This is a genomic window from Bradyrhizobium sp. SK17, assembly GCF_002831585.1.
GTDB lineage: Bacteria > Pseudomonadota > Alphaproteobacteria > Rhizobiales > Xanthobacteraceae > Bradyrhizobium.
On sequence record NZ_CP025113.1, the window covers coordinates 6,887,575 to 6,912,090 of the forward strand.

Annotated in this window: 20 protein-coding genes; 7 read left to right on the forward strand and 13 right to left on the reverse strand. The window is 61.3% G+C overall.

All coding sequences use genetic code 11. The features are described 5' to 3' along the window. Positions 1–18: 18 nt before the first annotated feature. The 3 genes from CWS35_RS31955 to CWS35_RS31965 form a co-directional block, all read right to left on the reverse strand. Complete coding sequence (locus CWS35_RS31955) at positions 19–1,212, reverse strand: alanine--glyoxylate aminotransferase family protein (protein ID WP_024582731.1); 1,194 nt, start codon at positions 1,210–1,212, stop codon at positions 19–21. Positions 1,213–1,340: 128 nt separating this feature from the next. Further along, positions 1,341–2,624, reverse strand: coding sequence for an MFS transporter (locus tag CWS35_RS31960; RefSeq protein ID WP_024582730.1), 1,284 nt, complete (start codon positions 2,622–2,624; stop codon positions 1,341–1,343). A 62-nt stretch (positions 2,625–2,686) separates the two neighbouring features. Further along, entirely contained in the window at positions 2,687–3,889 is a 1,203-nt protein-coding gene (locus CWS35_RS31965; RefSeq protein ID WP_024582729.1) for an alanine--glyoxylate aminotransferase family protein, read from the reverse strand. A gap of 132 nt (positions 3,890–4,021) precedes the next feature. On the opposite strand from CWS35_RS31965, the gene CWS35_RS31970 reads away from it, so the two are divergent. The 3 genes from CWS35_RS31970 (at position 4,022) to CWS35_RS31980 (ending at position 8,283) form a co-directional block, all read left to right on the forward strand. Continuing rightward, on the forward strand, positions 4,022–4,774 hold the full coding sequence (locus CWS35_RS31970; protein WP_024582728.1) for a GntR family transcriptional regulator: 753 nt from the start codon (positions 4,022–4,024) through the stop codon (positions 4,772–4,774). A gap of 109 nt (positions 4,775–4,883) precedes the next feature. Further along, complete coding sequence (locus CWS35_RS31975) at positions 4,884–7,862, forward strand: FAD-binding and (Fe-S)-binding domain-containing protein (RefSeq protein ID WP_024582727.1); 2,979 nt, start codon at positions 4,884–4,886, stop codon at positions 7,860–7,862. Next, entirely contained in the window at positions 7,855–8,283 is a 429-nt protein-coding gene (locus tag CWS35_RS31980) for a heme-binding protein (RefSeq protein ID WP_024582726.1), read from the forward strand. The genes CWS35_RS31975 and CWS35_RS31980 overlap by 8 nt, the downstream gene beginning before the upstream one ends. 131 nt (positions 8,284–8,414) lie before the next feature. Here CWS35_RS31980 and CWS35_RS31985 read toward each other — a convergent pair whose 3' ends face one another. Next, positions 8,415–9,020 (reverse strand): hypothetical protein, encoded by a 606-nt coding sequence (locus tag CWS35_RS31985; RefSeq protein WP_024582725.1) that lies wholly within the window; start codon positions 9,018–9,020, stop codon positions 8,415–8,417. A gap of 133 nt (positions 9,021–9,153) precedes the next feature. Continuing rightward, positions 9,154–10,890, reverse strand: coding sequence for a hypothetical protein (locus CWS35_RS31990; protein ID WP_100955360.1), 1,737 nt, complete (start codon positions 10,888–10,890; stop codon positions 9,154–9,156). Positions 10,891–11,278: 388 nt separating this feature from the next. On the opposite strand from CWS35_RS31990, the gene CWS35_RS40740 reads away from it, so the two are divergent. Beyond that, the gene (locus CWS35_RS40740; RefSeq protein ID WP_024582723.1) at positions 11,279–11,560 is read left to right on the forward strand and encodes an AAA family ATPase; all 282 of its coding nucleotides are present in this window, start codon (positions 11,279–11,281) and stop codon (positions 11,558–11,560) included. Between the two features lie 1,018 nt (positions 11,561–12,578). Here CWS35_RS40740 and CWS35_RS32000 read toward each other — a convergent pair. The 7 genes from CWS35_RS32000 to CWS35_RS32030 all read right to left on the reverse strand — a co-directional run bounded on the left by CWS35_RS32000 (position 12,579) and on the right by CWS35_RS32030 (position 21,220). Next, positions 12,579–14,138: a porin gene (locus CWS35_RS32000; RefSeq protein ID WP_024582722.1), complete on the reverse strand. Its 1,560-nt coding sequence runs from the start codon at positions 14,136–14,138 to the stop codon at positions 12,579–12,581. A gap of 440 nt (positions 14,139–14,578) precedes the next feature. After that, a complete protein-coding gene (locus tag CWS35_RS32005; protein ID WP_024582721.1) occupies positions 14,579–15,403 on the reverse strand; it encodes a Crp/Fnr family transcriptional regulator in 825 nt (274 codons plus the stop codon). A 211-nt stretch (positions 15,404–15,614) separates the two neighbouring features. Then, a complete protein-coding gene (locus CWS35_RS32010; RefSeq protein ID WP_024582720.1) occupies positions 15,615–16,994 on the reverse strand; it encodes an L-serine ammonia-lyase in 1,380 nt (459 codons plus the stop codon). A 223-nt stretch (positions 16,995–17,217) separates the two neighbouring features. Next, complete coding sequence (locus CWS35_RS32015) at positions 17,218–18,042, reverse strand: GntR family transcriptional regulator (protein WP_081725952.1); 825 nt, start codon at positions 18,040–18,042, stop codon at positions 17,218–17,220. A 51-nt stretch (positions 18,043–18,093) separates the two neighbouring features. Beyond that, complete coding sequence (locus CWS35_RS32020; RefSeq protein WP_024582718.1) at positions 18,094–19,494, reverse strand: amidase; 1,401 nt, start codon at positions 19,492–19,494, stop codon at positions 18,094–18,096. Position 19,495: 1 nt separating this feature from the next. After that, positions 19,496–20,638 carry an LLM class flavin-dependent oxidoreductase gene (locus tag CWS35_RS32025; protein WP_051404317.1) on the reverse strand — a complete coding sequence of 381 codons (1,143 nt, stop codon included), beginning with the start codon at positions 20,636–20,638 and terminating at the stop codon, positions 19,496–19,498. A gap of 177 nt (positions 20,639–20,815) precedes the next feature. Then, a complete protein-coding gene (locus tag CWS35_RS32030) occupies positions 20,816–21,220 on the reverse strand; it encodes a RidA family protein (protein WP_024582716.1) in 405 nt (134 codons plus the stop codon). Between the two features lie 166 nt (positions 21,221–21,386). Here CWS35_RS32030 and CWS35_RS32035 point away from each other — a divergent pair, with 166 nt between their 5' ends. From CWS35_RS32035 to CWS35_RS32045, 3 genes are all read left to right on the forward strand, one after another. Then, positions 21,387–22,364, forward strand: a complete 978-nt coding sequence (locus CWS35_RS32035) for a flavin reductase family protein (RefSeq protein WP_029879513.1) — start codon at positions 21,387–21,389, stop codon at positions 22,362–22,364. 141 nt (positions 22,365–22,505) lie between these two features. Continuing rightward, on the forward strand, positions 22,506–23,396 hold the full coding sequence (locus CWS35_RS32040) for an NAD(P)-dependent oxidoreductase (RefSeq protein WP_024582714.1): 891 nt from the start codon (positions 22,506–22,508) through the stop codon (positions 23,394–23,396). A 15-nt stretch (positions 23,397–23,411) separates the two neighbouring features. Then, positions 23,412–23,705: a hypothetical protein gene (locus CWS35_RS32045; protein WP_024582713.1), complete on the forward strand. Its 294-nt coding sequence runs from the start codon at positions 23,412–23,414 to the stop codon at positions 23,703–23,705. Positions 23,706–23,807: 102 nt separating this feature from the next. Here the strand turns inward: CWS35_RS32045 and CWS35_RS32050 are convergent, their stop codons facing one another. After that, positions 23,808–24,437 (reverse strand): flavin reductase family protein, encoded by a 630-nt coding sequence (locus CWS35_RS32050; protein WP_024582712.1) that lies wholly within the window; start codon positions 24,435–24,437, stop codon positions 23,808–23,810. Positions 24,438–24,516 lie beyond the last annotated feature (79 nt).

The window sequence follows — 24,516 nt, forward strand, 5'->3', positions numbered from 1 at the left end:
TTTTCAGGCCAAGGCCACTCAAGCGACTTTCGACGCCTGTCCGGCGTCGCGTCCCTTCAGGACCTCCATCGCCGCCAGCACGCCGCCGCTGCGATGCGGCACCTTGGCGAGATCGAGACCCATCTCGACGCCCGACAACGTGCCCATCAGCATCAGATCGTTGAAGTGGCCGATGTGGCCGATCCGGAACACCTTGCCCTTGACCTTGTTGAGGCCGGTGCCGAGCGACATGTCGAAATGATCCAGCACGACCTTGCGGAAATGGTCGGCGTCGTGGCCATCGGGCAGGCGCACCGCGGTCAGCGCCGGCGAATGCGCGCCCTGCTCCTGGCACTGCGTCTCCAGACCCCAGACCTTGATCGCGGCACGCGTCGCTTCGCTGTGGCGCTTGTGGCGCGCGAACACGTTCTCGAGCCCCTCCTCCTCCAGCATCTTGACGGCCTCCCTGAGGCCGAACAGCAGATTGGTGGCGGGCGTATACGGCCAGGTGCCGGCCTTGTTGATGTTGATGACCTCCTGCCAGTCCCAGTAGGAGCGCATCCCCGGATTGGCCTTGGCCGCGGCCAGCGCCTTCTCCGACACGGCGTTGAAGCCGAGGCCAGGCGGCAGCATCAATCCCTTCTGCGAGCCCGCGATCGAGACGTCGATGCCCCAGGCGTCATGCTCATATTCGAGCGAGCCGAGGCCGGAGATGGTGTCGACCATCAGCAGCGCCGGATGCTTCAGGGTGTCGAGGATCTTGCGCACGTTGAGCGGATAGGTCACGCAGGCGGTCGAGGTCTCGTTATGGACCATGCAGACGGCCTTGATCTTGTGCGCTTTGTCGGCAGCGAGCCGTGCCTCGATCTGCTCGAGGTCGGCGCCATGGCGCCAGTCACCCGGAATGAAATCGACGTCGAGCTTGAACTTGTCGGCGATGCCGTGCCACAGAACCGCGAACTGGCCGGTCTCGCACATCAGCACCTTGTCGCCGGGTTGCAGGGTGTTGACGATCGCGGCTTCCCAGGCGCCGGTCCCCGACGAGGGGTAGATGATCACGGGCTGCTTGGTGCGGAACACACGCTGCATCGCCGACATCACGGCAAAGCCGATCTCGGCAAATTCGGCACCGCGATGATCCATGGTCGGCATGTCCATCGCCCGCAGCACCCGGTCCGGCACGTTGGTCGGTCCCGGAATCTGCAGAAAATGCCTTCCAGTGTGCACGGTCATGAGCGTCTTTCCCGGTCTTGCCTTGGTCTTGGTAAGCCGCTCGCATATCACTATTCTCAGGCTTTGTCCTAGGCCCGGTGGGGAGCCGTCATGCATATCTGACAGCGCTCCCGCCGGGTCCACGCCCCTCATTCGGCGGCCACCACCTTGCCGGACGCCACCCCGCCGCTCACCTCCTCGAACGGCCGCTCGGGGTGCATCAGAAACGCCGAGAAACCACCGAGCAGCAGCAGGCCCATCGACATCAGGAACGGCAGGTACCAGTTGCCGGTGGCGTCGATGACGAAGCCGGCGACCAGCGGCGAGACGATCGCCGCGAAGGCCGAGCCGGTGTTCATGAGGCCGGCCGCGGTGCCGGAATATTTCGGCGCGATATCCATCGGGATCGACCACATCGGGCCGATCACGAGCTCGGCACAAAAGAAGCCGGCCGACAGGCAGAGCGCGACCACCGTGATGTCGTGCACGAACAGGATCGGCATCAGCGACAGCAGCGCGCCGGCGAAGCCCACGACCGTCACGCTGAGCCGCGCCAGCCGCACATTGCCCGTGCGTTCGAGAATGCGGTCGGAGATGACGCCGCCGACGCTGTCGCCGATGACGCCCGCGAAAAACACGCCGGATGCGAACAGCGCCGAGTTCTTCAGATCGAGGCTGTAGTTGTTCTTGAAGAACAGCGGCAGCCAGTTGAGATAGAGCCACAGGCACCAGCCGTAGCAGAAATAGGTCAGCGTCACCGGCCACATCCGCTGCAACAGCGGTCCCCACGGCACCTTGGGCCGCTCGCCTTGCGGCCGCGGCGGCAGCGTCGCGAGCTCAGCTTCCGTGATCGAGCGGTGATCCCTCGGCTCGTTGCGGAAGTACCAGACCCACACGACGCCCCAGATCAGACTGACGACACCGAGCACGACGAATGCGCCGCGCCAGGTCAGCCAGAGGATCAGGAGCGCAACGACCGGCGGGGTCACCGCATTGCCGAGCCGCGCGAACGAGTGGGTCAACCCTTGCGCGAAACCGCGGCGCTTGGCGGGCGTCCAGTACTGCATGGCGCGGGTCGCGGTTGGAAACGTCGCGCCTTCGCCGAACCCCAGCGCGAAACGCGCGATGAACAACGCCGCCAGGCCATGGACGAAGCCGGTCATGATGGTCGCCGCGGCCCAGATCATGCCGCACCAGAACAGGGTCTGGCGCGGCCCGAAGCGATCGCCGACCCAGCCGCCGATCACCTGGAACAAGAGATAGGGATAGGCGAAAGCCGAGAACACCAGGCCGAGCTCGGTGTTGGACAGGCCGAGCTCCTTCTGGATCTCGCCGGCCGCGGTGCCGATGTTCACCCGGTCGACGTAAGTGATGAAATACATCACGCACAGCATGGCCAGCACGACATGGGTGGCCTTGAATCGAAGCCTCATATCCTCCCCTTCCCTGATCCGCGTCTATTCTGAGTTCGTTGACCTGCGGAATGCGGTGGCAGCTAGGTGCTGACCACCTTCAGATGTGGCGAGGCATTGCGCTGGTCGCGCTGCTCGAGCAGCTTCATCGCCGCCTCGACGCCGCCCTTGCGGTGCGGGACGCCGGCCACCGAAAGACCCATCTCGACGCCGGTGAGCGCGCCCAGCAATGTCAGCTCGTTGCACTCGCCGAGATGACCGATGCGGAACACCTTGCCGGCGACCTTCGACAGGCCGGAGCCGAGCGACATGTTGAAATTGTCGAGCACGGTCTTGCGGAACGCATCGGCATCATGGCCGGGCGGCATCAGCACCGCGGTCAGCACCGGCGAGAACTCCGCGGGTTCCTGGCAGAGCACGTCGAGCCCCCATTGATTGACGGCGGCTCGCGTCGCAGCTGCGAGCCGCTGGTGGCGGGCGAACACATTGTCGAGCCCCTCCTCCAGCAGCATCGCGATGGCCTCGCGCAGCCCGTACAGCAGGTTCGTCGCCGGCGTATAGGGGAAGAAACCGTTGGCGTTCGGCTTCAGCATTTCCTCCCAGTCGAAATAGGAGCGCGGCATCTTGTTGCTGCGCGACGCGGCGCGTGCCTTGTCCGAGATCGCGTTGAAGCCGAGGCCGGGCGGCAGCATGAAGCCCTTCTGCGAGCAGCTGACGCTGACATCGACCTTCCATTCGTCGTGGCGGTAATCGACCGAGCCGAGCGAGGAGATGGTGTCGACCATCAACAGCGCCGGATGCGCGGCGCGATCGATCACATCGCGGATCTCCGCGATGCGGCTGGTGGCGCCGGTCGAGGTTTCGTTGTGAACGACCATCACCGCCTTGATGCTGTGCGCGGTGTCGGCGGCAAGCTTTGCTTCGATCAGGGCAGGGTCGGCACCGCGCCGCCAATCGCCGGGAATGAAGTCGACCTCGATCCCGAACCGGCCGGCCAATTGACGCCACAGGGTGGCGAAATGGCCGGTCTCGACCATCAGGACCTTGTCGCCGGGCGACAGCGTGTTGACGATTGCGGCTTCCCAGGCTCCGGTCCCCGACGACGGGAAGATCACCACCGGGCCCTTGGTCTGAAAGACCTTGGCGCTGCCCTCCAGCACCGTCCGGCCGAGCTCGCCGAATTCAGCGCTACGGTGGTCGATGACCGGCATGTCCATGGCGCGAAGAACGCGATCCGGGACCGGGCTCGGGCCCGGAATCTGGAGAAAATGGCGTCCCTGATGCATGAAAACCTCCCGATCGCCGTGTCCCGGCGCGCTGTCGGATCATTTTGCATTCATTTTTTGTCTTTTCAATCCAAATTTGGTATTCGATCGAAGACGTCGACGCAATCAAATCGGCAAACTATTGTCTTGAATATGAAATCCACGATTCCCGAAGCCGGGGTTCCGTTCACCCCGCCCGCCACCGGCAATGGCGACGACCGCCAGGAAGCCTCGCTGCACGGCGAGATCCTGCTGCGGCTTCGCGACTATGTGGTTGAAGGCAACATCGCGGAGGGCGCCCGCGTTCCGGAGCGGCAGCTCTGCGAAATGCTTGGAATTTCCAGGACGCCGCTGCGTGAAGCGCTCAAGGTGCTGGCCGCCGAAGGCCTGATCGAGCTCTTGCCCAATCGCGGCGCCCGGGTGCGCCAGCTCAGCCAGCGCGACCTCGCGGAACTGTTCGACGTGATGGCCGGGCTGGAGGGCCTCGCCGGCCGGCTGGCCTGCGAGGCCATCACGGACGAGGAAATCACCGCGATCGAGCGGCTGCACTACGAGATGTACGGCCACTATCTGCACCGCGACATGCACGGCTATTTCCAGGTCAACCAACAGATCCACGAGAGCATCGTCGCGGCCGCACGCAACGACACCCTCAAGACGGCCTATGCCAATTTCGCCGGCCGGATCCGCCGCGTCCGCTACTCCGCCAATTTCGCCCGCAAGCGGCAGCGCTGGGCCGAGGCGATGCGGGAGCACGAGGCGATCCTCGATGCGCTGCGCCGCCGCGCCGGGAACGAACTGGCCGACATCCTGTTCCAGCACCTGCGCAACAAGCGAAGCGCCGCCATCGAGCATCTTGCGGAGGAGCAGGATGGCACCCCTGAGGCCGCGCCTCACGACCGCTAGCCTCGCGCGCAGCCTTGCTCATTTTGTATTCATAATGTAATTCGGACCTCAATCGAATGAATAATTCACGGCCGATGTTGGTTGTGCCGTGGATCACAGCGGATCCGGGATGAAGAACGCCTCCTCGCTCGAACAGCTCCTGCGGTCCGAACTGACCGGCGACGTGTTTTTCGACGCCTTCAACCGGGGCCGCTACGCGACCGATGCCTCGTTCTACCAGATCATGCCGGCCGGCGTGGTGGTGCCCCGCACCGTCGACGAGGCGCTGCGAACGCTTGCGATCGTCCGCGACGCCGGGCGGATCGTGACGCCGCGTGGCGGCGGCACCTCGCAATGCGGCCAGACCGTCAATGACGGCATCGTGGTCGACCTGTCCAAGCATCTGAACAAGATCATCTCGCTCGACGTCGAGAACCGCTCCTGCGTGGTCGAGCCCGGCATCGTGCTCGACGATCTCAACCGGCAACTCAGGAAACACGGCCTGTGGTTTCCGGTCGACGTCTCGACCGCATCGCGCGCAACGATCGGCGGCATGGCCGGCAACAATTCATGCGGCGGCCGCTCGCTGCGCTACGGCACCATGCGCGACAACACGCTGGCGATGGATGCGGCGCTGGCCGACGGCACTCTGCTGCAGTTCGGCGAGGTGCCGCGCGACCTCGGCGGCATCGAGGTTGCCGACAGCGGACTGAAGCTGTTCCGCGACATGCTCGATCTCGGCGAACGCGAGGCGGCCGAGATCGCGGACAAATTCCCCAAGGTGCAGCGCCGGGTCGGCGGCTACAACCTCGATGCGCTGGTGCCGCGCAATGCGCCGAACAACATGGCGCATCTGCTGGTCGGCTCGGAAGGCACGCTGGCCTTCACGACGCAGGTCGAGCTCAAGCTGTGGCCGGTGATCCGCAACAAGGCGCTCGGCGTCTGCCATTTCGGCAGCTTCTACGAGGCGATGGACGCGGCCCAGCATCTGGTCAAGCTGCGGCCCATCGCCGTCGAGTTGGTCGATCGCACCATGATCGCGTTGGGGCGCGAGATCGCGATGTTCCAGCCGATCATCGCGGCCGCGGTGCGCGGCGATCCGGACGCGATCCTGGTGGTCGAATTCGCCGAGGAGGACCAGGCCGACAATCTCGTCCGCCTCAAGCAGCTCGGCGAGCTGATGGGCGACCTCGGCTTCGGCTGGGACAAGCCGCAGCGCAAATGGGGCGGCGTGGTCGAAATCGTCGAACCGGCGCTGCAATCCGGCATTGCCGATTTCCGTGCCGCCGGGCTCAACGTCATGATGTCGATGAAGCAGGAGGGCAAGCCGGTCTCGTTCGTCGAGGATTGCGCGGTGCCGCTGCCGCATCTCGCCGACTACACCGAACGGCTCAATGCCGTGTTCGCCAAACACGGCACCCGCGGCACGATGTATGCCCACGCCTCCGAAGGCTGCCTGCATGTGCGCCCGGTGCTCAATCTCAAGCTCGAGAAGGACGTCAAGGCGATGCGCGCCATTGCCGAGGAAGCCTTCGCGATGGTGCGCGAATACAAGGGCTCGCATTCCGGCGAGCATGGCGACGGCCTGGTGCGCTCGGAATTCCACGAGAGCATGTTCGGGCAGCGCATCGTTGCCGATTTCCGCGAGGTCAAGCAGCGCTTCGACCCCGGCAGCACGCTCAACCCGGGCAAGATCGTCGATCCGCCCAAGATGGATGACCGCTCGCTGTTTCGCTATTCGCCGGACTATCGCGTCGCTGAATTGAAGACCGCGCTGGACTGGTCGGCCTATCCCGGCGCCGGCGGCGGCTTCCAGGGCGCGGTCGAGATGTGCAACAACAACGGCGCCTGCCGCAAGCTCGAAGGCGGCGTGATGTGCCCGTCTTATCGTGCTACCCGCAACGAGAAGGACGTCACCCGCGGCCGCGCCAACACGCTGCGGCTTGCGATCTCCGGCCAGCTCGGCCCCGACGCGCTGGCCTCCGACGAGATGATGGACACGCTGAAGCTTTGCGTGTCGTGCAAGGCGTGCCGTCACGAATGCCCGACCGGCGTCGACATGGCCAAGATGAAGATCGAGGTGCTCGCAGTGCGGGCCGCGACGCATGGCCTGTCGTTGCGCGACCGGCTGGTCGGCTATCTGCCGCGCTACCTCGATCTCGCCTCGCGTTTCGCGCCGGTCGCGAACTGGCGCAACGGCAGCCCTTGGCTGCGTGCGCTGTTCGAGAAGTTCGCGGGCATCAGCGCCAAACGCGCGCTGCCGGCGTTTCGCAGCGATACGTTCCGCCCCGAGGCCGATGCGCTGGGTCCGCCCGACGGCCGCGAGGTGGTGCTGTTCGCCGACACCTTCAACCGCGGCTACGAGCGGGAAAATCTCGACGCAGCGATCGAGGTGCTGGTCGTCGGCGGCTATCGCGTGCACCTGCCGCAACCGTCGGACGGCGGCCGGCCACCCTGCTGCGGGCGGACCTTCCTGTCGGCCGGCTTGGTCGATCAGGCCCGCGCGGAGCTCGGTCGGCTGGTTGCGACCTACGCGCCGTTCGCGGCGCGCGGCGTGCCGATCATCGGGCTCGAGCCGAGCTGCCTGCTGACCTTGCGGGACGAACTGCTGTCGCTGCGTTCAGACGACGCAGCAAAGACCGTCAGCGCACACGCTTTGCTGTTCGAGGAATTCCTGGTGCGGGAGGCCGAGGCCGGACGCCTCGCCTTGCCGCTCGGCAAGCTCGCCGGCAAGGCCGTCGTGCACGGCCATTGCCACCAGAAATCGTTCGGCGCGTTCAAGCCGGTGGAGAAGGTGCTGCGGCTGGTGCCCGGCCTCGACGTCACGACCATCGAGTCGAGCTGCTGCGGCATGGCCGGCGCCTTCGGCTATGGCGCGGACACCTATCAGGCCTCGATCGAGATGGCCGAGCTGTCGCTCCTGCCGGCGGTCAGGAGCGCCGATCAGGACACGTTGATCGTGGCGGACGGCACCTCGTGCCGGCACCAGATCAAGGACGGCAGCGGGCGCGCGCCGCTGCACGTCGCCAGCGTATTGGCGATGAGCCTGAAACGTGCGACATCGAAATCCGACCAATCATTGCCGACAAAGGAACAGGCCCATGGCTGATCTCACCCTCGACACCGCCCGCAAGATTCTGGATGCCGCGCTGGCCAAGGGGGTCGAGAAGAAATTCAAGCCGCTGGTCGTCACCATCCTCGATGCCCGCGGCGCCGTGAAGGTGACGGTGGCGCAGGACGGCACCAGCCTGATGCGGGCCGAGATCGCCCATGGCAAGGCCTATGGCGCGCTGGCGCTGGGCATGGGCTCGCGGGCGCTGTTCCAGCGCGCGCAGGAGCAGGCCTACTTCATCGATTCCGTGAACACGCTGGCGCAGGGCCGGCTGGTGCCGGTCCCCGGCGGCGTGCTGATCATGGACGGCACCACCCTGCTCGGCGCCGTCGGCGTCAGCGGCGACACGTCGGACAATGACGAGATCTGCGCCGTGGCCGGCATCGAGGCCGCCGGCCTGAAGGCCAACGCGGGCTAATTTGCTGCGGGTCGCCCCTACGGCTTTTGGAGCCAGTTCGCCCGCCCGGAGCCAATCCTGTCGATGATGCCAAATGGGCATCACTGGCAGTTCCGAGGCGAGCGAAACTACGTCGGTCTCGTGCTGCTTTCTTATTCACACCATCCCGACAGAATCATCACCAGCGCGACGGTATCGGGATTTGGTGCTGGCGCGAGTGTCGCGCCCTCGGCTCTCCACGCCATCTCAATGTTCGGAACACCGTTCACCAGACCGACCGGCGCATGGACGACCAACGTCGACATGTAGCCGCCATCGAAGATCGGTGAAAGCGCCCATGTCGAACCTGGTGCGCGAAACCATGCGTAGACCGTCGCGGTCCACTGGTTTGGACCAGTGATGTAGGAGTTGCCGGTCAGGATGACTTCCTTCGCTGTGGCGGGAATGTTGAACTGCGGCCAGAGCGGGATTTGTGTCCATGTGTTCGCGCAGGCATCCTTCGGACCTGTTCCGTCCGAACAAGTCGCCGGCGTCGTGTTGGGCGCGAAGTTGCATGGATGAAATTCATAGGGCGTGCCGTCATATCCTGGGCACACGCCCCAATTCGGCAAGCTCGTATTGTTGAACACGATGGTCGGATCGCGGACATTGTTTGGATTGAAATGCCACGTCGTGCAGGTGTTGGTCCAGTTGGTCTGAGCTGCAAAGACTGGCGTAAGCGCCAGCCACGCGGCAAGCGTGAAGATCAGTTTGCGCATCAATGGACTCCATCTTCTGTCACGACGATGCTCGCAGAGACTCACGACAAACGCTCACGGACGGCGCGCCCGACATCATGATCAACGCCTATTTGTCAGGTCCCGCGCCCACGGCGGTGGCAACAGTCCCGTCTCAAGGACAGGCGACGTTGTTCACCGCCGCGTCGACCCAACGATCCGAAAGCTTGTAATAGGAATAGCCGTTTGAATTTGCCGCCTGGATGGAGAGCTTTCCGGACTGGCTCGGATCTCCGTAGTACGCAAGGGTCCCCCACGGAGAAGGCGGCGATGGCAGGGGCGGCGTTCCGGTGGTCGCCGACCAGTCTGTGCTTGGAATCAACTCGTTGTTGTATCCGCCAACTCCCCACTCCGCACTCGAGTTGAAATAGCAAATATTGCCCGCACCGGTGAGGTAGTTGACCGTGGGTCCCTGGTATCCGAGCAAGACGGTAGCGACGTCAGTGTGGATCTGCGCCCACGCCGGCGTGGTCTTGGTCCCGTCGCGATAATAAAGGGTGCCATAATTGCCGTTCCACGCATCGAGCTTGACCGCATCGCCGCGGCAAGCCGGGTCGGACGTGGTTTGGCACTTTGGGCTCGTCGCGAAATCCCAACCGGTGGGCTTCGACTGCCACAGGCCGTGGACGCTGGCATCGACGAGAGTAAAGCTATGCGCGGCGGTCGCTTCGTAGAGCTGCCCTCCCGCCGTCAGTTGCTGCACGGTATCTCCGGTGCCGACGACCATGGTCGTGCCGCCCGTGTTGCCCACGAAGGCTTGCCCAGCGGAGTTCGTATACCAAAGCTTGGTGCTGGGATCGACAAACCATAGATACGCGTTGCTCACATGCGGCGCCATGCTGGTCGCTTGAAGATTTGCTCCACCCGACGTCACATTGAAAAACCCGGAAGTGCCGGTCAGGTAAGCCAGCAGGTAGCCGGTTTTTGCCTGGATGAAGTAGATGCCGTTTGTGACCGAACTAATGGCAGAGGCATTGTACCCGGTATTGTAGAGCCCGGCCGACGAGAGCTCCCACAGATCGCCGGCAACTCCGTCAACATACCAGAATGCCGGTGCGGTTATGTTCGACGACGCCGCGGCGCTGGTGAGATCGTACACCTGGTACGTGCGGTTAATTGGGGTTGGATCGAGGAAGCGCGTCTTTCCAAATGTCGGATTTGCGGGATCGGAGAGGCCGGAATACGCATAGAGCAGCGTCCGGAAGTCCAGCGTCCCCTGGGTGATCATGCCGATGTCTTCCTGCCGATAGACACCCTCGGGATTGCCCACCCGTTGCGAAAACTGGACGATCGCCGACTGCGCGACGCTTTGGTGGGTTAGCAGCCCCCAGAGGCTCACGGGCGCCACGATCGACACAGTTGGGTCGACGAACAAGTCGACGCCGGACCCACCACCGGTGCCGGACCCAAACGCTGCAATGATCGAGTGATCGTCCACCGACGAATCCCGGCTGGTACCGAAATTGGTCACCATGAGCGTTGAATTTGGCTTGATCTGATAGAACAGTTGCAATGCCAGGGACGCAAACCCCTGGCAGGCGACCCCCATCGTCGCCCGATTGTTGATCGTATCGATTGCCGACATCGTGGTATTGATGCGCGTGCATGCGTCGATCAATTCGAACGCCAACGTGCTCGTGAAAATCAGCGCCAGGCCATCGTCGTTGATGCTGCCGTAGAGTGGCGAGGCCGCCGTCAATTTCGACAGAATTGCGCTCTTGGTGGAGCCGAACAAGCTGGTCAGCTGGGCCGCGAGCTGACCTTGGGCTGCATTAAACTGAGTTTCCGTTGTCTGCGCGGCGGCCGACGCGATCTGACTGAGCTGGCTCGTGGAGAAGAACTGCAGCTGCAAGCCTGGCTGCGAACTACATGACGCGGACGCCTGTACGGAGAAACTCAATACGCACACCAAAAGCGCCCACATGAATCTGATCATGACTTTCCCGCGATGACATTGGAGGCGTGAGAACTTTCTTGTTCCGGTCAGGCACGAATTCTATCTGTAATTGACGGTAAGAAGATAATCACCCAAATGTTGTGACGCGATGATGACGAAGACGGCCAACAGCTCTCATCACGGCCGGCTATCGCCGCCGCACCACAAAGGGCTCGACCATTCACTGACGCCCTGGGACGTAATGTTACCCACGACAAATCGCATCGCGCGGCGGCACTGTCCGGGGCGGGAACAGCTCGAGGAATGACTTTGAGCCATCGACGCCAAGCAAGCAGCTCTGCCGGTGCAATTTGTCACTCTGCCGGAGTGGCCAGCTGAGCAGCCGCCACCGGTCGACTGGTTTGCGCACGGAAAGACTCCACGGGCCGACGTCACGATCCTGTCGGGAGACGGCGGCACGGGAAAGACGATGACGATGCCGCTGGCGAGCTGCGCGTCCGCGCGCGGCGCACAGGATTGGCTCGGGATCGTGATCGAGCTCCGTCCGGCGGTTTTCCTATTGGTGGAGGAGCGAGCGCGAGATACGGCGCAGGACGCATCGCATCGCTCGAGAACTGGCGTTTGACATGCACGAGTTGATCAACCTGCATTTTGGTGTCCGCGGATATCCGCGATGGTGCACTCGCGCTGGCCGATAAGGGCGTCACGAAAGCCCCCGCTGTTCACTGCGATCAAGGCAAAAGTGATCGCGCTGCGCCCAGCGCTCGTCGTGTTCGACAACATCGCCGCCTCGTTCTCGGGCAACCAGAACGCGCAGCTTCGTGAACCTGTGGCGAGGTCTGGCGCGCGCAAACGTTGCCTCTTACGCACTATTTCTACGATCCGTGAATTCTCGATGAATCATCTGGTCTTCTCCCAGCTTACTCCGTCCCAACTGAGAAGTTCATCATCGTTCAGGAAGAGGAGCTTATCGTGCACTTGGGCGACGACGAATACGTCCTTTGCCAAGGCGATACGATGCACTTTGAAATCAAGTCGCCCTATACATTCTCGAATTCAGGCTTGGTAACGTGTGCCTACTACGTGATCATAATCCGTAAACAAGCTGGATGATCGGCTCAAGGAGGCGAAAGACCGGAACGCGCTCGATCTTGCTTGTGTCGTCCGACAATGTCGGCCTGACTTAGCACAAGTTCAAGGCGCAGTTGCGAGAACCCCAAGGTAACCGAGGTCGGCATACATTGCTTTGGAGACTCAACGCCGTCATGGCAACGTTCAGCGCACCGTGTGGCAACTACGGTCCCTCCAGCAAGCTGCTCCAACTACGGATCAACACCCAAATTTGCGGTGAATATCCAGCGGAATACTGAAGAGCTATGCGAACGGCCTCAAGGCACCAAGGGACAGAGTAATACCGCTACGCGGTATCGCACGACCGCCCTCGTCAGGGTCAAGGCCGTAGCGATCGAAAAAGAGAGCTGCTCCACGGAGCAGCTCAAGTCAGGGAGGAAATTCGCACTGGCTCATGAAGCCACTGCATGCGGGCGACTTCCATTATCGACAAGGAAGACCTCCGGTGGGCATGCCGGAGGCCTCGGAGATTTTACTGAAGACGAGCAGCTTCTCCCTTTGCTTGCGGTGAACTAGAAGTTTCGCTGTGCACGGAGGAGCATAAGCAGAGTGTTCTGGTCCTTGAGTTCGTACACGGCTGCAGGCTTGCCGATCGAAGCGCTGGCCGTCGTGACTGTACCGGCATACTTCTGATCAAGATGGGTGTAGGTCAGGTCGCCTGAGAAGGTCAGATTCTTGACCGGCGTCCAGCGCGTAATCACACCGAGCTGCGCAATGTTGTAGTCCGGATCGCAGCTGGTGACGCCGGCAGCGCCAAATACAGCGCGGAACGAGCCCCCGACGCCGCCCACGCCACAGATCAACGACTTCGAGGCGCTATTGTAACGTACAGCAGCGTACGCACCGTAGATGGACGAATTCCAGAATGGATCCCAGTTGTGCGTGTACGCACCGCGCATGCCCCAGGTCTGGATCAGTTGCTGCTGGGTGCCGACCGCGAACACTGAATCCGGCGCGAATCCGAAGCCGACGCTCTGGTAGGCACCGGCCAGGCTGGTGCCGCCATAGACTGTGTTCGCTCCAGCCCACCCGCCAGCCAGTTCAGAAATGTTGTAGCGGGTTGCACCGTCGGTATAGACGCCCTGGATATTGATCGTATCGCCGGCTCCTGTCGGGATATTCCTGATCGACAAGGCCAGCTGACCGGCCCAGCCCCATCTGTCGTCCGGGTGCCCGGCAAGCTCAGTACCACCGTAATACGCGGCGTGACTATCGTGCGCCGCAAATGATGCCTGGAACAGTCCCCAGGCCTGATCGACCCGAAGCGAAGCGATGAAATCGGGAACGATCGTTCCGGCGTAGTCGCTGGCGCCGTAAGCACCGCCGGCACTGATATTGTTCACTCCGGCCTGAAAGTATGCAGTCGGGTCTTGCGCCGAAACCGAAAGCGTCATTCCCTGACCAAAGTCGGCGGTGTAGGAGAACTGGTTCACGCCGGTGATCGTGCTGGTGCCTCCGACCAGACCGTCGAAAGTGTTTCCGGGATAGTTGGTCCACGGCGGGCTGAACTGTGAGATCGCCTTGCCGATCGTGAATCCTGCAAACTGGATGAACGCATAATAGACACCGACTGTGCCCGCGGCGACGGCACCTGCGCTCGCGTTGTTCGGTGCCTGGGCCGGAGACACCGTCGCGCTTCCACCAAGAGCGGAGTAGATCGTCGAGCCGGCTACGGCCGGATTCCCCGAATAGTTGTCGGTCGTCCAGTTGAAGTTGGCGTCCATGTAAGTACGAACCACGCCATATTCCGTCGCCGTCCGGGTATCGAGGCTGACATCCGCACGCGAGCGCCCGGTGTAACCGTTGGTAAAGCGGTTATTCGCGCCGCCAGCGCCGGAGGTGTTTCCATTGTTGTCAGCGTTCGAGTTTGCGACGACGTCAACCCGCATGTAGCCACCGAGCTTGATGCAGGTGTCGGTACCCGGAACGTAGTAGAAGCCCGGCCCGTACAGGGAGCACACCTTCACGTACTCGACCGCCTTGGCCTTCAGCGGAAGATCTGCTGCACGGGCTCCACCAACTGCGACGAGAGCTGCGGCCGAGCCGAGAACAAGGCTTTTTGTCACCTTCATGTTAAACCTCCAAACCGTTGCAAACAAAAATGCGGCCTATCCACCTCCTGTGAATGTCCGCCCCCTCCCCCGAAGCGGTTTCCGGTCAGGATCGAAAACGATGCTGACAGAGCCAGGCTCTCGAGAGGCGCAAAGCGGACGACTCCGCTCCTCGCATTGCTACGATGAATGAAGAAACCTGCTGCGCAGAGCGCGAACTAGGTACGTTGCGGACGAACCGAATATTCGATGACGACGGTGTGACTGAATGGCGCCAGAAGCGTTCGATACGTACTCAACACGGACCAGGCCCGCGCTTCGTGATCCTGATCTGAGCCAGTCACGCGGTCGGTCGACCTAGCCTGTAGAGGACTGTTATCATTTTGCGTCGGCCATGCATTCTCTCGTTCCGGTCTCGTACGCACGTCCGGACTGTCGTCGAGAATGTCCGTGATTCAAGATCAGGCTCTGGAAAGCGGCCGTCCAAGAAAGTCATCCAGCCGATATCCCGCAGCATTCTCGGCCTGCGCATACGCCCCCGAAATGACACTGTAACAACCACAGGCCTTCTGCTGGAGGCCTCTATGATCGTTGATCTGCAGTACGCCACGCATCTTTCTTATCAAGCCGAGCTCCTCGAATCGCAGAAGCGCTTCAGTCACTCCGGCGCGCCGCATTGCCAGCGCCATTGAGAGGTAGTCGTGAGTGACCGGCAGAACGTCGCCATCGATGGCATCGGCTGCCAGACAAAGCCAGCATGCCAGACGCGGCATCAACTCGTGTCGGGCGCCACAGAGAGCTGCTTGCGTGCTGTGGACGTTCAACGCCTGAGCGTAGCGCAGCAGCCGCTCAAGAACATCCGGATATTCTCTCATGACGCGACGCAGATCGTCTGAACGGATTCGCAACGAGTTTCCGGAGAAGAGAACGATGGATTGCTGGGTCGGAATGGATCCCCCGAGAAGAAACGGTATTCCGACAGCTCCCCTGTACCCTGTAATGGCAGTCTCGAGCAGACCTTCCGGCGCAACGATCCGCAGCGAAACGATGCCCGATTCCAGAAAGTAGACGTGGTCAACACGTCGCCTGGGCTCTTGCAGGATCGTTCGCGCCTTCAGACGACATGGCTCGAGAAGCGGGCCAATTGCCGCGCGCTCGGCCACCGCAAGGCCAGCCAGAAGCACATTCCTCGTGGATGGTTGCCCGTTTGTCTGCGCAAGAATTTGCCTGTCCCCCGATCGGGTACCGCCTTCTTCCGGTTGGGCACCAGCAATGAATCTGCTCATACCAAACCTTCTCTCGTGGCGTCGACGCAACCCCTCTTGTTTCCTCGCGCGACGTCAGAGCAGCCCGTAGCTGACCGCAATCCATCCGAGGCGCTGCAATCTTCCCGGCGCCTTGCCGCGACACCCAGGAGCGAATGCGTGCGCTACCGAAGGCAAATCAATATAACTGAAATTTCAGTTTTGTCAATAACAACGGACGATCTGCAGGCCTCTAACACTCCACGACATTCACTGCCAGACCGCCCAGCGACGTCTCCTTGTAGGTGGACTTCATGTCCTCGCCGGTTTGCTTCATGGTGCGGATCACGGCGTCAAGCGAAACGCTGTGCGTGCCATCACCAAGCAGCGCCATCCGCGCAGCATTGATGGCCTTCACCGCACCCATCGCATTGCGCTCGACGCAAGGGATCTGCACGCGTCCCCCCACCGGATCGCAGGTCAGGCCAAGGTTGTGCTCCATGCCGATTTCGGCCGCGTTCTCCACCTGTGCAGGCGTACCGCCCTGCGCGGCGACCAGCGCGCCTGCGGCCATCGAGCATGCCACACCCACCTCGCCCTGGCAGCCCACTTCGGCACCGGAGATGGACGCGTTGGTCTTGTAGAGCATGCCGATCGCGGCGGCCGTCAAAAGGAATTCAACCACACCGTCATCATTGGCGCCGGGCACGAAGCGCATGTAGTAGTGCAACACAGCAGGCACTATGCCGGCAGCACCGTTCGTTGGAGCGGTAACCACTCGCCCGCCGGCTGCGTTCTCCTCATTGACGGCCATGGCGAAGGCATTGACCCAATCCATCAGCGTCAACGGATCATTGCCTGCGTCCTGCATCAGGCGGCGATACAGGGCCGGCGCACGGCGGCGCAGGTGCAGCGGGCCAGGCAACGGCTGTTCAGCATCCGCGTTATCCACACCCAGGCCGCGCGACACAGATGCCTGCATGACTCTCCAGATCTGAAGCAATCCGTCACGCACTTCAGCTTCCGTGCGCCAGCAGCACTCGTTGGCCATTACCAGCCGGGCGATTGAGCCGCCCTGCTCCCGTGTCAGCGCAAGCAGTTCGTCCCCGGTCCGGAACACAAAAGGCAACCTGACCGCATGGCCAACGTCGGCTGGTGCGCCCGCGTCGCCCTCGACCACGAAACCCCCACCCACCGAGAAGTAATGCGCCTCATGTAAAACCTGTCCCAGCTCATCGAGCGCTACCGCTCGCATCGCGTTCGGATGCTGAGGGAGCGAGCGTTCGCCTAGAAAAACAATGTCGCGCGGCGGGTCGAATGCGATCGGGTAAGCCCCCAGCAGCGGCAGGCGCTTGTCGCGCCTGACCGCTGTCAACAGTGTTGCTGCGCGAGCCGGGTCAACGGTGTCCGGCGCTTCCCCCAGCAGGCCCAGCATCACGCCCTGGTCCGTCGCGTGGCCGCGGCCGGTTGCCCCCAGAGAACCGAACAGCTCAACCTGCACGCGGGCCACGCGCGGAAGCAAACCTCGCGCCTTGAGCGAGCTTGCGAACATCAACGTCGCACGCATCGGACCGACCGTGTGCGAACTTGAGGGACCGATGCCAACCTTGAAAATATCGAACACGGACAGCATTTGGTATCCTCCTGAAGGCAGGCAGAACCGGACTGGATTGCACAGCACATCAAGGCCACTCCATCACCGGAAACGGCGCGGGTGACCCACAAGGCGAGCGATGACGCCAGCCGCAACGCCGAAGGCGCGCATTCCGCCCTCGACCAGAATTGATTCTTCAGAACCGCCGTCGGGGACTGGTTTCCTGATCAGGACACTTCATGTCCTGTCCATTTTCGTCAGCCTAGTTCTTCCGGCGAAAGTCGACGAACTTGGGAAACTCGCTCAGCAGATGTCTCATCGCACGTTCTGCGCCTTCCGCATCGCGTCGCTGGATAGCGGCGATTACCTCGAGGTGATCGGCAAGGTTCTCACGTCGGGCCTGATCGGTCATCCTCGGCGAATTGGCGTACCAGAAGCGGAGAGCATTGTTGGACAGAACGGTGATCTGCCGCTCGAGAAACGCATTCTTCGTTGCCGCAGCGACGGATCGATGAAACTGCTGATCGACGCCGACGAGTTCACGTATGTTTCGTGTCTTGACGATCTCGCGGTACCGCTTGCCTAAATCCAGAAGTTTCCTGATGTCCAAGTCTTCGGCCCGCTTCGCAGCCATGTTGGCGGCAACCGGCTCTACCATGACCCGCATCTCATACAGATCCTGAAGCTCACGCACCCCCAAGGCCGCAATCTTCGTGCCGATTCGAGGTTGCCGCTCGACCATCCCCTCAATTTCAAGTCGAGCAAGCGCATCGCGAATGCCGGCAAGACCGATATCAAAGCTCTGTGCCAGCCCCTTCTCATCCACAGCCGATCCGGGTGCCAGATCGCCAAATACAATGGCCTCCAGTACCCGCTCGTAGGCCTCCTCGCGTCTGCTCATCGTCATTTGTGAAAACATCGTCAATGGGTTGCTTCCACTGTTATCTGTCACCATAAGGCGAGGAACTGTCAAGATAATCCCCCGGCCCGAGCAGACTCCCGCGCTTTCAGAACATAAATCGACCATCCGCATCAAGGTTATCCCTGCCTCCGGTTCGGCAAGACGCTCGTCAGTCGAATCAGCCATTGCCGGATCGACTGACGCGTCCCGCCCTACGACGTCTGAAACGTACCTCCGTCAGTCAGATCGCCCGCCGGTAGCAAGTTTCTGTTCCAGCACTTCTGCGATCTTGAGACAGAGCAGATCGTCATCCTTCCGCGCAACAATCTGAATTCCGATCGGTCGCCCGTCACGTGTCTTTCCACACGGGACGGTGATGGCCGGCCAGCCAAGAATGTTGAAGAAATGGACGCTCTCCCACTTCGTACTCTGCCCCACGTATTTTGGGGGGCGCCCACCTCTCACGGTCGCCGCACCATCGAGCGACCAGGCGACGCACGGCATGGTTGGCGTAATGAGATAGGAAAAGGACTGCATCTGTCGCGTGAACGCCGTGTGAAAGCGTGAGCGGGCCTCCCGCGCGCCAAGGAAGCGCCCGATGTCAACGGCGCTTCCCCGTTCCACGATCGCCATGAGGGTCGGATCCACCAGTTCCGGACAGGCTTTGACAAAGGGCTCAAGCTGACGGGCAAAGAGCGGTTGCCAGAGGTCACAGTACCAGTCATGCGTATCTTCAGTGTGCACGCGATGATCATTGATCGTCATTCCCGACTCCTGAAGCAACGTGACCGCCCGCCGACAACAGGCAGCGATCTCCTCGTCGGGCGCCTCCAGACCGAGCTGCTCGAGATAAGCGCCCCTGAGTTGTCCAACGCACGCCAGCTTTCCGTAGGCCAGCCAATCGACGTTCTCCGTGTTGACCAACGGATCAAAGTCATTCCGTCCGGAAAGAGCCAGCATGCCAACCGCGGCATCTTCAACCGAGCGAGCAAGCACACCGTTGTGTGAACGCGCCGCCCAGAGATCGCGCACTGGCCAGAGCGGAATTCTGCCGTAGCTTGGCTTGAATCCGACGACGCCACACAGGCTCGCCGGAATGCGAACCGACCCTGAGCCGTCGGTACCATGCGCGAAAGGAGACAATCCGGCGGCGACAGCTATCGCCGCGCCGCTGCTCGATCCGCCGGACGTATGCGTCGGCATGTGCGGGTTGCGAGCCGGCGGACCCAAAAGATTGTTGCCCATATCGCTATGCGCGAATGACGGCATATTGCTCTTCGCGAAGATGATGGCGCCCGAACGTCGAAGATTCGACGCTGCGGCACCGTCCTCTTCAGGAACATGGCTGCGGTAGATCGGGCTGCCGTAGGTCGTGCGGATCCCCGCCGTGTCCTCGGTGTCCTTCACGCTGACAGGGATGCCCGCACAAACCGGCAGCTCGCGGCCTGATGCAAAAGCCTGCTCGACTTCTCTCGCCTGCGCCAGTGCCTGCTCGCCGGCGATCGTGATGAATGCGGAGTACTCTTCATTGAGCTTCTTCGCCTTCTCGAGCGTGAGTTGCATGAGCTCCACAGGCGAGATTCGCCTGGCCTTCAGCTCACGTGAGAGCTGCAAGGCGCTGAGTGCGAGCGGGTTCATCTCAATTTTCCTCCCTCAGTGCCGGCGCAACTTCCCTGCCGAGCAGCCTCACACATTCGATGAGGTCCTCCTGCTTCGCATAGTCCAGAGTGATGTCGACCCGATCGAAGCCCGCCTTCTTGATGCGCTGAAGCCGTCTGATCGCCTCGTCCGGGGTGCCGAACACGCAAGGTGTGTTCTCCATCACGTAGTCGAAGTTGTCGACCCACTCCTGCCCGTAAGTAGGGTTCGGCTTGCCAAGCCTCTCGGCAAAGACCCGCTTGTAGTGAATGACGCGATTGACGTAGTTGACGACACCATCCGACACCTGCTCGCGAATATCCTTCATGTCACGAGCAACATGGCCGTGCACGAGCAGGCTTGAAAACTTGAATGGCCTGGTGCCCTGCATCGGAGTGCCAGTTTCCCAGGCAGCCTCGTACGCGCGCAGAATGCCTTCCACCTCTTCCAGGTACGACGCCACCGAGGCGGTCATGAAGCCCATCTTTTTCTTGCCGGCGAGTTCGGCAGCCTGCAGCGAGGCACCTGCGTATGCCATCGGGGGCAGAGGCTGCTGAACCGGCCGTGGACAAACTGCAAGCTCGGGGATCTGGAAATACTTGCCTTGATGAGAGAACCTTTCGGTACCCCAGGCCTTCAGCAAGACCTCAAGGCATTCTTCCGTGCGCGCATCCGTTTCCGAGACCGGGACGTTATACGTATCTGCAGTGAGCGGCGTATTGCCCTTTCCATACCCGAAATACAGTCTGCCATTGCTGATGATGTCAACGGCGGCCCAGCTTTCTGCAACGTTCAGCGGATGGTGAAACGGCAGAATCACCGCCCCGGGCGTGATCTGGATACGGCTGGTGCACTGGGCGATCGCAGCCATGATTGCAGCGATGGGGCCTGTGGAGTTGGTCGGGAATTTGAAGTGCTGCTCGGACATGCCGAAGGACGCAAGACCCTCCTCATCTGCTACCCGTGCCAGCTCGATGACATCAGCGATCCGCTGCTGTGGATTGGAGTCCGTGCGCACATATCCCTGAGTGAAAATCCCGATTTCCATGGTTGTCGTCCCGTTTTGCTTGTTGGTATGGGTCAGTGCCGCGCCAGCAACGCGACAGGTCAAGACACTGGATAAGATGAAGGCCGGCGAGCGCATCTGGTTGCCCGCAACGCGCGCCCACAACCTGCACAGCAGGCCAGTCCATCGACTGAATGCGACCGTCTGCCCTGAGCACAAAAGCGGTGCGAGGTTGCCACCGCCCCGAATGAAGCGAATGCCGGAAGCGATTCAAGCGGGCTGCATGCCCTCGCTTCCCGCGTGCAAGGCCGTCCGCTAGCCTGCTTCCGCACAGCGGGCTACGGCGTGGATTTCCAGGACGTAGCCAGGCGCCAGCCCTTTCACCTCGACAGTTGCCCGAGCCGGATAATTCGAGCGATCCGTGAAGTACTTTTTGTAGACCTCATTGAAGCCATCGTAGTCACGCGCGCGATTCACGAGATAGCAGGTCGTCTGCACCACATCGTCGAATGTGCACCCCGCCGCCGCGAGGATTCCCCTGATCTGGGTCAGGATCGATTCAGCCTGGGCATGAATGCCTTCAGCGGGCTTTCCCGTCTTCTGGTCCATGCCGAGCTGCCCCGAGATGAAGAGAAATCCGCCGCTCACCACTCCCTGGCAATACGGAAGCGTCCCCCAGTCTGCCGCCTCCGGAGCAGAGACAGTGCGCTTGTCTTTCATTATCGACTCCTTTTTTTACAAACTGACATTTCAGTTTTGTTGGTATTAGCAACGCCTCAAAGAGAGAGTCAAGCCGCGAGTGAAGCATCGACGCAGCTTTACGAACTTGACAAGCTGGCGCCATAAAATAACATGTCATAACTCGCAAAACTGAAATGTCACCAAAATGGCCAGCCCTTCGCGCACTCTACCCGAAGCATGCACCGCTCCTGCAGGTGGCACCTCAGACCTGAGGGCATTGAGAACCGCGCTGGCTTGCTTCGCCACGGGCGTTTGCGTAGTTACAACGCGGTCAGCCGAAGGCGTGGATATGGGCCTCACAGCGAACAGCTTTACTTCGGTGTCGCTGGATCCGCCCCTTGTCCTCTGGAGTCTGTCCAGAACATCGTCGGCGATGGAGGCATTCAGATCGAGCAGATACTTTGCGATCCATGTCCTCGCCGCTGATCAGGAGCACCTGTCAGCGCAGTTTTCACGCAAGGGAGCTGACCGGTTTGCAGGCGTTCCCCTTGAGCGGGGCGAGGATCAAATTCCCCTGCTTGCACAGTCCGCCGCCCGGTTCGAATGCAGGACGGCTTACGAATATGAGGGAGGCGATCACCTGATTTTCGTAGGTGAGGTGCTTCGATTTGCCACCCAGGCCACCCCGCCACTGGTATTTCACAGCGGCCAGTACAGGGAGGTTGCCGAAATGCTCGCCGCGTTTCCAGCACCGCAACCCGACGGCCCAATGGCTCCGACGGATTTGAGCTATCTCCTGTGGCGCGCCTTCATGCAATTCAGGAGGAAGTACTACGAGAAGCGGCTCGAACTCGGATGGAGCTCGAGCGACTCATACTTGCTTCAGATGCTCGCAATGAAGGAAGGACAGACGGTAGCAGCGCTGGACTCTGCGGTCCGCTTTACTGGCAAGCGTTGTACGCCGGCCGAGGCACAGGCCTTGTTCGATCGCGGGCTGGTGCTCGCTGCGTCTCCGATATTGGAATCGACGACATTGAAGCTGACCGAGAAGGCGTGGCGCTCTGTACGCGAACTGAGGCTTATTTCGGCCACTGCAGAGGTAGAGTTGCTATCCAAGATGACCGCATCCGACGGGCGCCGGCTCAAGCATATTCTCCACGGGTTGATCGAGAAGGTGGGTTGACCCCTGCCTTTCCCGGTTGCACGGGACACCTTGGACTTCCTGACAGCGGCTCCTGGCTGCCATGGACACCGGACTGTGCGGTCAATCCGGGTTGCCGGTGCACGGCCGGACACATACCCAACATTTCCTGATGAGGAACAGATGAACACTATCGGCGTGATCGGCCTTGGCAACATTGGCCAGGGAATGGCATTGAGTCTCAGGCGTGCAGGATTCGAGGTGATCGGTACGGCTCTTTCCGCGGCAACCCGCGAGCGGGCGTCCCTTGAACTGGGTATCCGGGTTGCGCCAACGGTCTCGGCGGTATGTGCTGAGGCTGACGCTATCGTGCTGTCCTTGCCGACACCCGCAGATGTCGCCTCGGTCATCGAGGGACCTGGTGGAATTCTGGACAGCGCAAGGTCCGGCATGCTCGTCATCGACACCTCTACGTCTACTCCGGAAACAACGCGAAGACTGGCATCTCTGCTCGACGCCGTCACGGTACGGATGATGGATGCGCCTGTCAGCGGCGGACCCGCTCGGGCACGGGATGGAACCCTGACAATGATGATCGGATGTAACGAGGACGCGTGGGAGCGTGCCGGGCCCGTCCTGCGCGCAATGAGCGCCAGGCAGATCCGTGTCGGCGACATCGGAGCCGGCCATGTAGCCAAGATCGCCAACAACCTGTTGCTGTCCTCGCATCTGGCGATCGCCGGTGAGGTGATGCATATGACAAGGTCCGCAGGCGTTTCGATCGAACGTGTACTGGATGCGATCAACGCAGGTACCGGTCGCAGCATGGTCACCGAGCACAATTTCAAGACATGGATTCTGAACGATACTTTCAATTCGGGATTCACCATGGGCTTGATGCGCAAGGACGTGCAGTTGTCGGCCGCGCTGATTTCTGCTCTGGAGCTGAGCCTTCCTATTTCCGGCAGCGTCGCACGGTGCTGGGCCAACAGCGTAGAGCGCTATCCAGACAACGAGGACTTCAATCGCATTGTCGAAATGCCAGACGGCGACAAACGCGGCAATATCCCTTAACCTGAAAGGACGATCATGCAAATCGTAGTCACTCCCGACGGCGTAGAACTTCGGCGTCCCGACAATTTCCGCGAATTCGAGGCTCTCGTCTCCGGCGATCAGTTACAATTGCCAGATGTCCTCGAGCCGGATGGCGAGCAGCACCTTTGGGTTCAAGAAGAATGGCTCAGGAGCGCTCTGACCCAGGCGAACCTGGCCGCCGGCTGGCAACAGAAGTACCAGGCCATGCTGGACTACGCGCGTAGCAAGGGTTGGGTACGCGAGCAGCCGCTTTCAGTTCGCGCTCATATTGTACGTACGGAAACCTGAGCAGAAGTCGCGCCCTGATAATCCTGGGCTGACAGCTCCGACGCCTTCAGTTCCGGGCCGCCAAGACGAGTGTCCGGATCTCGAATTCCGGGCTCCGGTCTCTCAAGCCTTCATCACATCGCCGAGCCGCACATAGTTCCGTCCGCCTATTCGCGCGACTGGTGAGTACGCCTTCGGGTCGATCTTGCAATCCACCGTCAGACCGGCCTTCACGTGCATCGCAATGACGCGCCCAACGACGAGACTGTTCGGAGCGTCACCAAAGTTCACAATCTGATCCAGAATACATTCGAACTGGATCTTTGATCCGAGCAGTCGCGGCGTCCTGATTTTCGCGGAAGCGATTGTCTTAAAGCCTAGCAGATCAACTTCACTGACCTCCGGCGGATGTTCATCACTGGCTCGTTGAACAGCCTCTTCCCAGCCCTCCGGAACCATGTTGATGACGAATTCGCCTGTTTCCTTCACGTTCGCCAGGGTGTCCTTGGGGTGCGATTTTCCCGCTCTTGGCCCAACGGAGAATCCAAGCAGACCCGGATCTACAGCCAGAATGACAAACTGGCTGAAGGGCGCTGCATTCACTAAGCCGTTGGCGCCCAGCGAAGTGACAAAGGCGATCGGTCTCGGGATGACGGCTCCCGTAAGTATCTTGTAACGCTCGGCCCTCGACAAGGCAGCGAGGTCGAACTGTTCGAAGTCATCTCCGGAGCTCTGGCTCATAATCGCGGTCATTTCCGTACCCTCCTAGAAGTTACGACATGGCGAGAAGATGATGCCAGCAATCAACCGACCGCTTCGCGGACCGGGACGG

Coding starts and splice junctions, on each gene's coding strand:
- CWS35_RS32015 (WP_081725952.1), bottom strand. CDS start 18,042: ATGGCTGATTCGACTGACGAGCGTCTTGCCGAACCGGAGGCAGGGATA.
- CWS35_RS32045 (WP_024582713.1), top strand. CDS start 23,412: ATGCAAATCGTAGTCACTCCCGACGGCGTAGAACTTCGGCGTCCCGAC.
- CWS35_RS32020 (WP_024582718.1), bottom strand. CDS start 19,494: ATGAACCCGCTCGCACTCAGCGCCTTGCAGCTCTCACGTGAGCTGAAG.
- CWS35_RS31975 (WP_024582727.1), top strand. CDS start 4,884: ATGAAGAACGCCTCCTCGCTCGAACAGCTCCTGCGGTCCGAACTGACC.
- CWS35_RS32050 (WP_024582712.1), bottom strand. CDS start 24,437: ATGACCGCGATTATGAGCCAGAGCTCCGGAGATGACTTCGAACAGTTC.
- CWS35_RS31960 (WP_024582730.1), bottom strand. CDS start 2,624: ATGAGGCTTCGATTCAAGGCCACCCATGTCGTGCTGGCCATGCTGTGC.
- CWS35_RS31980 (WP_024582726.1), top strand. CDS start 7,855: ATGGCTGATCTCACCCTCGACACCGCCCGCAAGATTCTGGATGCCGCG.
- CWS35_RS31970 (WP_024582728.1), top strand. CDS start 4,022: ATGAAATCCACGATTCCCGAAGCCGGGGTTCCGTTCACCCCGCCCGCC.
- CWS35_RS32010 (WP_024582720.1), bottom strand. CDS start 16,994: ATGCTGTCCGTGTTCGATATTTTCAAGGTTGGCATCGGTCCCTCAAGT.
- CWS35_RS32025 (WP_051404317.1), bottom strand. CDS start 20,638: ATGCGCTCGCCGGCCTTCATCTTATCCAGTGTCTTGACCTGTCGCGTT.
- CWS35_RS31965 (WP_024582729.1), bottom strand. CDS start 3,889: ATGCATCAGGGACGCCATTTTCTCCAGATTCCGGGCCCGAGCCCGGTC.
- CWS35_RS32005 (WP_024582721.1), bottom strand. CDS start 15,403: ATGAGCAGATTCATTGCTGGTGCCCAACCGGAAGAAGGCGGTACCCGA.
- CWS35_RS31985 (WP_024582725.1), bottom strand. CDS start 9,020: ATGCGCAAACTGATCTTCACGCTTGCCGCGTGGCTGGCGCTTACGCCA.
- CWS35_RS32040 (WP_024582714.1), top strand. CDS start 22,506: ATGAACACTATCGGCGTGATCGGCCTTGGCAACATTGGCCAGGGAATG.
- CWS35_RS32035 (WP_029879513.1), top strand. CDS start 21,387: ATGGCCAGCCCTTCGCGCACTCTACCCGAAGCATGCACCGCTCCTGCA.
- CWS35_RS32030 (WP_024582716.1), bottom strand. CDS start 21,220: ATGAAAGACAAGCGCACTGTCTCTGCTCCGGAGGCGGCAGACTGGGGG.
- CWS35_RS31955 (WP_024582731.1), bottom strand. CDS start 1,212: ATGACCGTGCACACTGGAAGGCATTTTCTGCAGATTCCGGGACCGACC.
- CWS35_RS32000 (WP_024582722.1), bottom strand. CDS start 14,138: ATGAAGGTGACAAAAAGCCTTGTTCTCGGCTCGGCCGCAGCTCTCGTC.